The 12,063-nt window shown below is 70.1% G+C and carries 11 protein-coding genes; 7 read left to right on the plus strand and 4 right to left on the minus strand.

Annotated features, from left to right (window positions below):
• Positions 1 to 10: 10 nt before the first annotated feature.
• The 4 genes from D0T12_RS29350 to D0T12_RS35615 all read left to right on the plus strand — a co-directional run bounded on the left by D0T12_RS29350 (position 11) and on the right by D0T12_RS35615 (position 4,008).
• Positions 11 to 610, plus strand: a complete 600-nt coding sequence (locus tag D0T12_RS29350; protein ID WP_117403659.1) for a YciI family protein — start codon at positions 11 to 13, stop codon at positions 608 to 610.
• Between the two features lie 323 nt (positions 611 to 933).
• Positions 934 to 1,848 (plus strand): NucA/NucB deoxyribonuclease domain-containing protein, encoded by a 915-nt coding sequence (locus D0T12_RS29355; protein WP_158581673.1) that lies wholly within the window; start codon positions 934 to 936, stop codon positions 1,846 to 1,848.
• A gap of 93 nt (positions 1,849 to 1,941) precedes the next feature.
• Positions 1,942 to 2,976: a hypothetical protein gene (locus tag D0T12_RS29360; protein ID WP_117403661.1), complete on the plus strand. Its 1,035-nt coding sequence runs from the start codon at positions 1,942 to 1,944 to the stop codon at positions 2,974 to 2,976.
• 36 nt (positions 2,977 to 3,012) lie between these two features.
• On the plus strand, positions 3,013 to 4,008 hold the full coding sequence (locus tag D0T12_RS35615; RefSeq protein ID WP_158581674.1) for a transcriptional regulator: 996 nt from the start codon (positions 3,013 to 3,015) through the stop codon (positions 4,006 to 4,008).
• On the opposite strand, the gene D0T12_RS29375 is transcribed toward D0T12_RS35615, so the two are convergent.
• Entirely contained in the window at positions 3,995 to 5,440 is a 1,446-nt protein-coding gene (locus D0T12_RS29375) for a WS/DGAT/MGAT family O-acyltransferase (protein ID WP_117403664.1), read from the minus strand. The genes D0T12_RS35615 and D0T12_RS29375 overlap by 14 nt on opposite strands.
• Before the next feature lie 253 nt (positions 5,441 to 5,693).
• Between D0T12_RS29375 and D0T12_RS29380 the strand changes: the two genes are divergently transcribed.
• A complete protein-coding gene (locus D0T12_RS29380; protein ID WP_117403665.1) occupies positions 5,694 to 6,371 on the plus strand; it encodes a uracil-DNA glycosylase in 678 nt (225 codons plus the stop codon).
• A 311-nt stretch (positions 6,372 to 6,682) separates the two neighbouring features.
• On the opposite strand, the gene D0T12_RS29385 is transcribed toward D0T12_RS29380, so the two are convergent.
• Complete coding sequence (locus tag D0T12_RS29385) at positions 6,683 to 7,543, minus strand: hypothetical protein (RefSeq protein WP_117403667.1); 861 nt, start codon at positions 7,541 to 7,543, stop codon at positions 6,683 to 6,685.
• Positions 7,544 to 7,699: 156 nt separating this feature from the next.
• Between D0T12_RS29385 and D0T12_RS29390 the strand changes: the two genes are divergently transcribed.
• On the plus strand, positions 7,700 to 8,464 hold the full coding sequence (locus D0T12_RS29390) for a lysophospholipid acyltransferase family protein (RefSeq protein ID WP_117403669.1): 765 nt from the start codon (positions 7,700 to 7,702) through the stop codon (positions 8,462 to 8,464).
• A gap of 69 nt (positions 8,465 to 8,533) precedes the next feature.
• Positions 8,534 to 9,685, plus strand: coding sequence for a DUF5925 domain-containing protein (locus D0T12_RS29395; RefSeq protein ID WP_117403671.1), 1,152 nt, complete (start codon positions 8,534 to 8,536; stop codon positions 9,683 to 9,685).
• On the opposite strand, the gene D0T12_RS29400 is transcribed toward D0T12_RS29395, so the two are convergent.
• Both D0T12_RS29400 and D0T12_RS29405 read right to left on the minus strand, forming a co-directional pair.
• The gene (locus D0T12_RS29400; protein WP_117403672.1) at positions 9,682 to 10,863 is read right to left on the minus strand and encodes a trans-sulfuration enzyme family protein; all 1,182 of its coding nucleotides are present in this window, start codon (positions 10,861 to 10,863) and stop codon (positions 9,682 to 9,684) included. The two genes, D0T12_RS29395 and D0T12_RS29400, sit on opposite strands and share 4 nt — an antisense overlap.
• 325 nt (positions 10,864 to 11,188) lie before the next feature.
• A complete protein-coding gene (locus D0T12_RS29405) occupies positions 11,189 to 12,046 on the minus strand; it encodes a DUF2470 domain-containing protein (protein ID WP_233526351.1) in 858 nt (285 codons plus the stop codon).
• Positions 12,047 to 12,063: the final 17 nt, after the last annotated feature.

Consider the following 12,063-nt stretch of genomic DNA (forward strand, 5'->3'; position numbering starts at 1 on the left):
AAGAGGCCCCGTGGAGTACTTCGTCTACTGCCGTGACCGGTCGGGAACCTGGGAGCTGCGTCTTGAACTGACCGAAGACCATTGGTCGTTCATGGACCGGTATGCGGAGGAGATGATCGCTCGCGGTCCCACGTTGACGCCGGACGGTGAGCGGACCACGGGCAGCATGCACATCGTCGACCTGCCCGATTCGGCGGCGGCGCGCGAGTTCGCGTTCGAGGAGCCCAACTACAAGGCCGGTGTTTACGGCGAGGTGCTGATACACCGCTGGCGGAACGTTCTAGGCCGGACGATGTGGGAGTTCGAGGGAGAGCGGGCCGGGTACCAGCGCTTTCTGATCCTCGCCCATGGCGAGCCGTCCAAGGCCGATGATTCGCTGGACGGGGCGCACCGCGAATACCTCGACGGCGACTACGCCGACCGTCTCATCGCCTACGGTCCGTTGCTGTCGGAGGACGGCCACGAATGGACGGGCACCGCCATTCTCGTCGAGCTGCCCGACCGGAGCACCGCCGAAGCCATGATGGCGAACGACCCGCACACCAAGAACGGTTCGTACAAGGACATCGAAATCCACCCCTGGCAGTTCGGCGGCCGCTCGTCCTCATAAGGCTTTCAGCCGCTCGAATGCATCGTTCCAGCCCCTCCTGGAACGCCTGCTAGGGGTGCTGGAGTTTCCGAGATTCCCCTGATGTCCGGCGTCCGGCATGCTGCTCGCCACAGCAGCCCACATCAGTATTTTCCCCAATAACGTTGGGCTTGCCCCATGGATACCTTTTGCGGTGATTTCCTCGATCAACCGCGGAGGTTGACATGTCATGTCGGCAATGGCTCGGCAAGCTCACCATCGTGTGCGCGTTAGGGGCGTTAACGGCGCCGCTTGCCGCGGCCGGGGCCTCAGCCAGTACCGGCCCCGAAGCTCAGAACAGAATCGTGATCAGCACCTCACCGGCCGCGCCTTCGGCGGCGGGGGCGACGGCCCTGGCGGCCTGCAACCGCTACAACCGGACCGCGCTGTGCTGGAACACCAAGCTCACGGTGACGGTCCTGAAGAAGAAGGTGGTGGTCGGTCGGCTCTACGGCACGATCACCCAATCGATCAAGCTCAACACCAAGAACCGGGCGTTCTCCGAGAGTTTCGCGCTGAAGACCGACAGGATCGTCGGCAACGCGGGCGGAATCCGCGCCAACGTCGCGGCGTCGTGCGGCACGGGCTGCAAGGCGCGCACGAAGGGGCTCTCCGGCACGCTGGTGGCGGGCCGCACCATCAAGGGGACCGTCAGTTACGCCGACGGGACACGCCGGGTCCACGCCGCCCGCACCACGTACCGGATGACGCTCGTCAAGGCCGGATACACCCCCGGCGTGCCCACCTGGCGGTCACCGATCGACTTCCGGTGCGACAACCTGCTGAAGGGCCAGAAGGCGGGCTGCGTCTTCCCCAGGTTCACGCCGTCCATCACCTCGCTGCGCTCCTTGCGGTTCATCGCACCCAACATCCGTAAGTGGCAGGGACGAGGCGCCCCGAAGACACTGCACCGCAACAGCCACCTCACGAACGGCAACCGTCGCGCGGTCTGCGGCAAGGCCAAACTGCCGAAGGGCTGGAAGGCGCCCAAGGGCTGGCCCACGCCGCTGAGCGACCCCAAGAACAAGCCGAGCTGTGACGAGTACGCCTTCGCCGGGACCAACCAGGGCGGGAGCAGGGCCGGGAACGGCTACGGCTGGGTGCCCAAGCGCGAGAACGACAGCCAAGGCGCACAACTGAAGAACTTCTACTACGCCCACAGGGTGTTGGACGCGACCTCGTCCAAGGCCCGAGGAGACGCCTTCAACGTCGCCATGTAACCCCGAGAAGCGGGCAGGGCGCCGCCGCCCCTGGCGGGCGCGTCCTGCCCTGCTTCGCTTTCGGTCGCCGCGTCGCGGGAGAGGATGTGTGTCATGGGTGTGCAGGACGACCGCAGGACCGTTCACAGTGGGCTGATCCATCCAAGCCACCACCAGTACTGGCTGCGCGACCAGGTCGAACCGAACGTCGACACGTTGTACGACAACGACGATCCGGGAGCCGATCCCCTGGTCGCCCTCGACGACAGCGGTCGCATGGCCTGTATTCACACCGGGATGTACGGGTTCGACCTGCCGGTCACCGTCGAGACCTGGTCACGTCCTCCTGAACCGGACCTGGACTTATGGGAGGAGGTCATCGAGTTCAGCCTGCGTCTCGGGGAGGGCGCGTCCGTCGAGTCCCTGCTGTCCGACGGCCACCTCGGCCTCGACCTTCCAGGGGCGACCGGCGACTACCGCATCCGCCTGCACGCCACCGGTCGCAGAGAAGCGGCAGTACTGGAACACCTGTCGCTCGCCGAGGGCGACGAGTTGGTCGAGAAACACATGATGCAGATCTGGGCGGCACCCTCGGCCCCGGTGCGCTGGCTCAAGGAACTCCCCCGATCGGTGGAGGAACTCGACCCCTCGTTGCCGCGAACCGACTTCTACGTGGAGACCTCCACCGGCCAGTACTGGCTCAGCGACTACACCACGGGCCGGCACGCCGCCGCCGTGACCGGCAAGGGCAACGGCGTCATCCTGCCCGAACCCCCGGGACACATGGCCGCGATCTTCACCGCGCGGGACGACGCCATCGTCGAGGTCGTGCTGGACATCCTCGACAAGGCACCGGAACTCGACCTCGACGGCTGGGACGAGGGCGCCGAGGTGAGCATGGTGCTGACCGGGCCCGACGTCGGCTGCAACTTCGGCGAGATCGACTCGTCCCCGCCCGGCTACGTCGACCTGCCCGCCGAGGTGGGGCATTCCCGGACCTACCGGGTGCGGGTCTCGGTCAAAGGTCGGCGTCGTCCTCATCGGCTCGCCGATCACCCCGGCGATCAGCGGTACGCCGAACGCCATCTGATCCAGATCTGGGCCGCGCCCGACGGGCCGGAGAAGACCTGGAAAACCGCCGGACGTTGACGTCGTCCCGTCGCGGGAACGGCAAGATGGTTCGTCATGCGGTCCGACGAGCGGCGGTGGCGGGACGAGCGGGCGGTTCTGAACGCGTCCCGGGGGCGGCTCGGTGAGGCGGCGAGCCGCCTGTATCGGGATGTTCCACGGGTCGCGGGGACGGCCTTGTTGTGCCGTACGGAATGGATCCCGGACGCGCCCGTGCCGCTGGAGGACGTCCGCCTGGAGTGGGTCGACCGGCCCGCACCGGCCGTCGTCGCCGAACCCGCGGAAGGGCTCCCGGACGGCTACCGCACCTACGCGGAGGCCATGGGTGTTCTCGCGCCGCCGAAGGTGTTCGAGGACCGCCCGAGTTACCGGCTCCTCGACGCCCGGCCGCCCGTGCTCCGTCTCGGACCGGCCCGGTACTTCGACGGCGTGAACGTGGGCGAGTCCGTGGCGCACGAGTTCGCGGTCGGGGACGACGCGCTGCGGCGGCGCGTCGGTGACCCGTGCGACCTGACGCGCCGGGCGGCGCTCACGGCGATCACGACCGTGACCGTGACCGCGTCCGGGTCGTACGTCCTGCACTGGCGGGACCCGGCGAAGGTCGCGCACGCCGGTGGGCTGCACCAGGTCATGCCCGTCGGGGTCTTCCAGCCGTTGGACGGCGAACGTCCCGACATGTGGGCGTGCATGGTCCGCGAATACGCGGAAGAGCTCCTCGGGACGGGCGAGAACTACGGCGAGGGGTTCGTCCAGCGGGAGTGGCCGTTTCACCGGGCGTTGACGTCCGCCCGCGAACAGGGGCGGCTGCGGGCGCACTTCCTGGGGTTGGGGGTGGATCCGCTCACGTTCGCGCTCGACCTGCTCACGGTCGTCGTCATCGAGGACGAGGCGTTCCAGAAGTTCTTCGGGAGGCTGGTCGCGGTCAACGACGAGGGCGCGGTGTCGATGGCGCCGTTCGACGGGACGGTGCCGGAACCGATGCAACCGGCCGGGGCCGCCGCGTTGACGCTGGCGTGGCGGCATCGGGAGGCGCTCGGGATCACTCCCGGCTGAGGTCCTTCAACTCGTCCAGGGCGTCCACCAGGTGATCGACGAGTTCGGACGGGTCGGGAACGAGGTCCCGGCAGGCGACGATGCCGACGTTGACCTTGCCGTCATAGGAGAAGACGGTGATGTTGAGGCCGCCGGTGATGTCGGTGATGACGGAGATCGGGTAATAGGCGAGCACCCGGGCCCCGCACAGGTACAGCGGGAACTGCGGGCCCGGCACGTTCGAGATGATCAGGTTGATCGGACGCAGGGACATCGTCGGCGCGGCATGGAGCGCGAGGCGGGTGAGCGGCGCGGCGAGGGGGGCGGGCGCCAGGGCGCTGATCTCCCGCACCCAGCTTCCCGACGAGCCGGTGAACCGGCGTTTGGCGGCGTCCATGTCGCGCCGGACGGCGAGGTAGCGTTCCGCCGGGTCGGGGATGTCGGTGGCCAGCGGCGTCACCATGACGGAGACCTGGTTCCCGGTGTCCGAACGGGCGGCGCCGCGCCGCAGGGACACCGGGACGGCGGCGACGAGCGGACGCCCCGGCAGATCACCGTGCTTGTCGAGCCATTTGCGCAGGGCCGTCGCGCACAGCGCCATCACCACGTCGTTGACGCTGCCGCCGAGCGCCCGCCTGATCTCCTTGACAGTGTCCAGGGGCAGTTCGCCGCAGGCGACGGCGCGGCGCCGTCCGATGGGCAGGTTGAACGGCGTCGGCGGGGCGCTCAGGGGCGGCGCGGTCGGCACGGCCCGGCGGCCCAGGGCGCCCTGCATCACCGCCGACACGAACCGGGCACCTGGGAGCGTCGCCACCCCCGGGATCTCGTCGAGATACGGGACGGCACGCGCCACCGACACGGCCGTGCGGACGGGATGCAGCGCGGCCCTCCACAGCCCCGTGCGGAGCATCCGGGCCGGGTCGGGCGCGCGGGCCGGTTCGGTGTCGTCGGCGGGCAGCTCCCGGGGTTCGGGTGACAGGTCCAGGAGGGCGGCGAGCGCCTCGGCGGCCAGCACGCCGTCGACGGCGGCGTGGTGCACCTTCGCGTAGACGGCGGTCAGGCCGTCCGCGAGGCCCTGGATGAGGAACATCTCCCAGAGGGGCCGAGAACGGTCGAGGGGCTGTTCGTGGAGCATGGCGACGACGTCGGCGAGCTGCCGGTCATTGCCGGGGGCGGGCAGCCCGATCTCGAAGATGTGCCGTCCGGGGTCGAAGTCGGGATCATCCTCCCAGTAGGGATGGTCGAGGTTCAGCGGGACCTGGACCAGGCGCCGACGCAACGGACGGGCCGCGAGGTGCGCGCGGTCGCGGACGAGCGCGGCGACGAGCGGCACGGTGAGCCGCCCGCCGGGGCAGGCGGACGCGTCGACGATGCCCAGCCCCGCGATGTGGGCGTGGGTGGTCTCGGTCTCGGCGTTGAGAAAGGTGGCGTCCACGGTCGTCAGCTGGCTCATGCTCTCTTCCGTCTACTCGTCCTGCGTACCTGTCTTCAGGTGTTATGCGCCCGGAACGACGCGAAGCAACGCGCCCCGCCGACAAGTAACCCGGACTTAACGGGACGTTTCGTGCTTTTAATCTGGAAGATTTCCGGCGACCGGGAAAAGATTTGGCTTCTTCCGGCCCCATGTGATCAGAAAGCTTCAGAAGACCCGCCCAAGCGGGCGTTCTCGGGACGAGCCCGTGATCATCACACTAGGGTTGTGCCCCATGACGGGACGACCACTCTCCGAGATCGTCGAAGCCGGATGGGCGACCGCGCTGGCACCGGTCGCCGGCACGATCGCCGCCGCCGGAGACTGGCTGCGCGCCGAGGTCGCCGCCGGGCGCCGCTACCTCCCCGCCGGGCAGCACATCCTGCGGGCCTTCACCCAGCCGTTCGACGACGTCCGCGTCCTCATCATGGGCCAGGACCCGTACCCGACGCCCGGCCACCCGGTCGGCCTCAGCTTCTCCGTCGCCCCGGACGTCCGGCCGCTGCCCGGCAGCCTCATCAACATCTTCCGCGAGTACTGCGACGACCTCGGCCACCCCGAACCGTCCAACGGCGACCTCACCCCGTGGACGGAACAGGGCGTCTGCCTGCTCAACAGGTCACTGACCGTCATGCCCGGCAAGCCCGGTTCGCACCGGAACAAGGGCTGGGAAGAGGTCACCGAACAGGCGATCCGGGCCCTCGCCGCCCGTGGCGGCCCGCTCGTCGCGATCCTGTGGGGCCGCGACGCCCGCAACCTCAAGCCGCTGCTCGGCAACGTGCCGTGCATCGAGTCGGCGCACCCCAGCCCGATGTCCGCCGACCGCGGCTTCTTCGGCTCCCGCCCCTTCAGCCGCGCCAACCAGCTCCTCGAACAGCAGGGCGCCGCCCCCGTCGACTGGAAACTGTGTTGATTGCAGGACCGGCCCACTCCGCTCGCCTAGCAGCTCGCTACGTGACCGCCCCTGGGCGAACGCGCATCGCTTCGCGATCCACCCGGCTCCGCTCGCCTTCGGCGTCGCTGCACCGGGCGGGTCACGCGTTCGCGTGCGGGCTGTGTTTACTACAGGACCGGCCCACTTCGCTCGCCTAGTGGCTCGCTACGTGACCGCTCCTGAGCGAACGCGCATCGCTTCGCGATCCACCCGGCTTCGCTCGCCTTCGGCGTCGCTGCGCCGGGCGGGTCACGCGTTCGGGTGCGGGCTGAGGCCGGCTCGAACGTGCCCTAGCCGAGTTCGTCGTCGGGGAGGCGGTGTAGGAGTGTCGCGAACTCGCCGGAGGGGGCCGCGGTCGCCGACAGCGGCGTCAGGCGGCGCGCGCCGTGGCTCCAGTAGACGCCGGGCGCGCAGGGGTCGTCGGCGTCGGCGTGCATCTCCCGGACGACGTCCGCGAAGACCGGCAGCACCTCCCGGACCGCCGACGAGGTGATCGGGTACAGCAGCAGCGTGCTGTGACACGGGACGCCGACCAGCGCGCCGTGCTGGTTCGGCCACGGCAGGAACTGGTCGACCTCGCTGAGCAACGCCGACACGTAACGGCTGCCGGGCTTCGTGACGACCCGCACGTTGCGGCCCGGGAGGAGCGGCTGGTCGCGGACGGCGACATCGGCCAGTTCCCGGTCGTGGGTGTTCGTCATCACATAGCCGAGCTTGTGGAGGCCGAGCAGACCGGCGCGCGCCTTGGTGAGCGGGCCGCCGTAACGGGGATGCTCGATCATCACCATCGCGTCGAAATGGTCCCCGGCGGGAACGACCACCAGGCCCTCACGGTCGCGCGGCGCGAGCTTCGGCACGATGCGCAGCCGCAGCAGCTCCCGGACGTCGCCGAACAGCTCCATCTCCCCGACGGCGAGGAACGCGCGGTCACCGACCTCGCGGACCCACTCGTCCACCACCCGCGGCCACGCCGAGCGCGGCTCCCGGGCACAGCGCTCCAGCACCGTCCAACTGGAGGCCCTCGCCTCCGACCGGCCGACCGGCAGCACCACCTCGGAGGTGCCGGAGTCGAACCAGGCGGTGGGGGCCAGAGCGGGGAGCACATCGCGGATGAGCGCGTGCACGTCCGCCGCCGCGTCCAACGGTTCCATCAGTCGCTCATCCCCTTTCATCCTCTGAAGCGATCTTGGTGCCTCGGCGGCTCACGTCACAACCCCACCTTCTCAGAGATGCGGCCCGTTGTGGGAGGCATCGCCAACCCCCGACCGGACCTCGCTGATCATGGACGCCTCAAGTACCGTGCTCACATGCCCGAAATCGTGTACCCGCCGGTGATCAAGACGGCCCAAGGCGTGTTCAAGGCCCTGAACCTCAAGATTCGTCTGGAGGGGGCGGAGCGGATTCCCCGCACCGGCGGCGCGGTTCTCGTCAGCAACCACATCAGCTACCTCGACTTCATCTTCGCGGGCCTCGCCGCGCACCCGTCCGGGCGGCTGGTGCGGTTCATGGCGAAGAAGGAGATCTTCGACAGCCGGATCGGCGGGCCGCTGATGCGCGGGATGCGGCACATCCCCGTCGACCGGGACGCGGGCGCCTCGTCGTACGCGGCGTCGCTGCGGGCGCTGAAGTCGGGCGAGATCGTCGGGGTGTTCGCGGAGGCGACGATCAGCCGCTCGTTCACGGTGAAGGAGATCAAGAACGGCGCGGTGCGGATGGCGGTGGGCGGCAAGGTCCCGCTGATCCCGGTCACGCTCTGGGGGCCGCAGCGGCTGTGGACCAAGGGCCACAAACGGAAACTCCTGCAACGCAACGTGCCGGTGACGATCCTCGTCGGCGAACCCATGTACCCCAAGCGCGGCGACGACTACGACCAGGCCACCCGTGACCTGCACGCGCAACTGTCGGAGCTGTTGGAGAAGGCGCAGCGCGAGTATCCCGACGTGCCCGAGCCGGGCGAGACGTGGTGGCAGCCCGCCTACCTCGGCGGCACGGCGCCCACTCCCGAGGAGGCCGAGAAGCTCGACCTGGAGGAGGCGGAGGCGCGCAGGGCCGCCCGCGAGAACGAATCCTGACCGGCCGTTACGACCGGCGACGGGCTAATTCGGTGGACTTCGTTCGCCGTCGGGGCTGATCATCCTTGTATGACCACGTCGCAGGAGGTTGTGCGTCTCATAGAGTCCCAGCGGAACATCACCGACCCCGGGCCGGACTCGACACTGCCCGTGATCTTCAACCTCAGCGACAGGAACTCCCCCGCCGACGTGATGGACGTGTTGTCGCTGCGTCCGTTCGCGTCCGGTGAGCAGCCGTGGTCCCGGTCGACGCGGCTGGAGTACGTCAAGGCGGAGGCGCCGCTGCGTCCCGACGACGCCCGGATCGTGCGGGTCGCGCACGAGAAGAACAAGGAGTCCGTCCTCGCGGAGGGCGACGGGTACACGCTGCTCTGCAACCGGTGGACGAACGGCATCGCCTACGTCGCCGTGTCCGCCGTGTCGGACGAGCTGGCGGAGACCATCCTCGAAGCGTCCGTGAAGGACGCGACCGACCCGCCGAAGGCGGACGAGACCAGCGTCGAGATGGGCTTCTGGCACATGGGGACGCACGGGCCCACCCGCAGCGAACGCACGATCGCCGCCGACGCGTGGACGGACATCCGGCGCAACTACACCGCGCCGGTCGCCGAGGCCCTCGACAAGGTCATGGGCCTCACCGGTGAGGACGTGTCGGGACGGCTGCTGCTCCTGCACGGCCCGCCCGGCACCGGGAAGACCACGGCGCTGCGCGCCCTCGCCCGTGCCTGGAAGGACTGGTGCCAGTCCGACTGCGTCCTCGACCCGGAGGCGCTGTTCGGCACGCCCAGCTATCTGATGGAGGTCGCGGTCGGCGACGACGAGGACGAGAACCGCCGCTGGCGGCTGCTGATCCTGGAGGACTGCGACGAGCTGATCCGCGGTGAGGCCAAGCAGTCGACGGGCCAGGGCCTGTCACGGCTGCTGAACCTCACGGACGGGATGCTCGGGCAGGGCCGGGACGTGCTGGTCGCCATCACCACCAACGAGGACCTCGCCATGCTGCACCCGGCGGTGGTCCGTCCCGGCCGCTGCCTCGCGCAGATCGAGGTGGGTCCGCTCACCCGGACGGAGGCGGTGTCCTGGCTGGACGGCACGGACGCTGCCCCGGGCGAGATCGGCGCGGACGGCGCGACGCTGGCCGAGCTGGCCGCCCTCCGCAGGGGCGAAGAGCGGCCCGACGGCATGGCGGGCCCGGCCACGGCGACCGGCTTCTACCTCTAGCCCGCCGCCGACTTCGCCAAGGCCTGGTCGATGTCGGACCACAGGTCGTCCGGGTGTTCCAGGCCGACCGACAAGCGTACCGTTCCCTCGCTGATCCCGGCGGCGGCGAGGGACGCGGCGTCCATCTGGCGGTGGGACGTGCTCGCCGGGTGCATCACGAGCGTCGAGACGTGTCCGAGCGACGGGCCGAGCGCGATGAGCCGCACGGCCTCCGAGAACGTGCGGCCCGCGTCCCGCCCGCCGGTCAGCTCGAACGCGAGGACGCCGCCGCACCCGTCCGGCAGCAGGCGCCGCGCCACCTCGTGCTGCGGGTGGTCGGGCAGACCCGGGTAGTGGACGCGGGTGACGGACGGGTGCGCGGCGAGGCGGCCGGCGATGTCCAGGGCGGACGCGCTCTGCCGCGCCACCCGCAGCGGCATCGTGGCCATGCCCCGGACGGTCAGCCACGCGGCGAACGGGTCGGCGACGGCGCCCAACTCGGCGGAGTGACTCCAGACGCGCTTGTGCACGTCCCCGTCGGCGAATACGGCGACGCCCCCGATGACGTCGCCGTGTCCGCTGAGGTACTTCGTCGTCGAGTGGACGACGACGTCGACACCGTGCTCGATCGGTGCGCAGAGGAGAGGGGCGAAGGTGTTGTCGACGACGGTCAGCACGTCCGTCCCGCGTACGGCCTCGGTGAACGCGGGCAGGTCCGTCACGTGCGTGGTGGGGTTGGCGACCGTCTCCAGGTAGAGGAGACGGGTGGTGGGACGGAGCGCGTCCGGCACCTCGGCCGGGTCGTCGCCGGGAATGAAGGTGACGTCGACGCCCCACCGTTCGGCGAGGTCCTGGAACAGCGCGAACGTGCCGCCGTACAGGGCGGACTGCGCGATGACGTGGTCACCGGAACGCAGCAGCCCCATCAGGACGGTGCTGATGGCGCCCATCCCGGACGCGGTGGCGAGCGCCCCGGCCCCGCCTTCGAGTTCGGTCACGGCCCGTTCGAGCGACCGGACGGTCGGGTTGCCCATGCGGGCGTAGAAGAACGTCTCCCCCGGGTCGTGGAAGGCGGCGGCGAGGTCGTCGGCGGCGTCGAAGGAGAACAGGTGACCCTGGTAGAGCGGCACGCCCATCGGGCTGCTGCCGACCGGTTCGGTCACGGGCGGGTGGACGGCTCTGGTCTGTGGATGGCGCATGTCTCCAGCCTGCTGCGCGAGCCACGGCGTTGAAACGGCCAATTGCGACCAGTGGCCCGGACCACGCCCCCTGTCGATCGCGGCGCCGGACCACCGGCCCGGCCGGGGCGCCGCCGCCCTGTTGCCCGGTACGGTTCCCGGAACGCCGACCCACCCACCCCGCGAGGGTGAGCCGGCGACCGGGTCGCCCCGGACGAGTGACGGGTGGCGTCCCTCGGCCGGAGACACGAGCATCGCGCGTCGGGACGGGCCCGCACCATCCGTGAGACCACCGGCAAAATGAGCGGGACCGCGGGGGTCCGTGGAAACACGTACTACGGGTCCGCTACGGGGTGGCTCGGGCGAACAGGCGCCGGTACACGTGCCGCAGACCGTGGAGATCACTGACAGGTTCGGCGAACGGCAGCCGCAGATCGAACGAGCCGTGCGCCTCCGGCCGCGGCGCGCGGCAGCGTACCCACAGCCCGTACCGGTCGAGCGCCAACGGCCGGACGAATCCGGACGTCGCGGACTCGGACGTCTCGGACTCGGGCGGCGCTGACGCGAGCACGGAGTCGGGCAGCAGCTTCGTCAGCTCGTCGCGGTGGCAGCCGTCCAGGTGCGTGAGGATGCCGGACTCGACGGCGACGAACGGGTCGGGCGCGGCGGCCGCGTACTCCTCGGGTTCGAGGGTGGCGCTTCCCCAGGCGTCGTCGATCTCCACCTGCGCGACCTCCAGGGCGAGGATCGTCCATTCCCGCCGGTCGTTCCCCTCCGGCGAGCCGTCGCGGATCTCGGCGAGGTCGAGCAGCTCGGGGCGCGGGTGGGCGTGCGAGATGCGGATCGCGGCGGCGCGCAACTCCCCGTCCGGGATCTCGCTGAGCCAGCCGTGCAGCCAGGCCCGTCCACGGACCCGGTCGGCCAGCGTGACCGGCGCGACATCGGAGATCCGCAGCGTGGCGGGCATGTCGGTCTCCGCCTCCGAGGTGGCGGCGCGGAGCGCGGTGGCGATCGGCGACGCGGACTGGACGAGCAGCAGCGGCCTGCCGTCGCGGTCGGTCGTGTGCGCCGGGACGGGCGCGTACGGAACGCCCGGGGCGACGAGTACGCCGTCCGCGATGCCGAACGCGAGGGTCCGCGCCCGTTCCGCGGCCGTGGGCCCCTCCAGCGTGGGCCCCTCCACCGTGATCTCCGTTCCCCGCACCGTGACCTCCTTGACCG

It is taken from the genome of Actinomadura spongiicola (genome assembly GCF_003432485.1).
GTDB classification, from domain to species: Bacteria; Actinomycetota; Actinomycetes; order Streptosporangiales; family Streptosporangiaceae; genus Spirillospora; species Spirillospora spongiicola.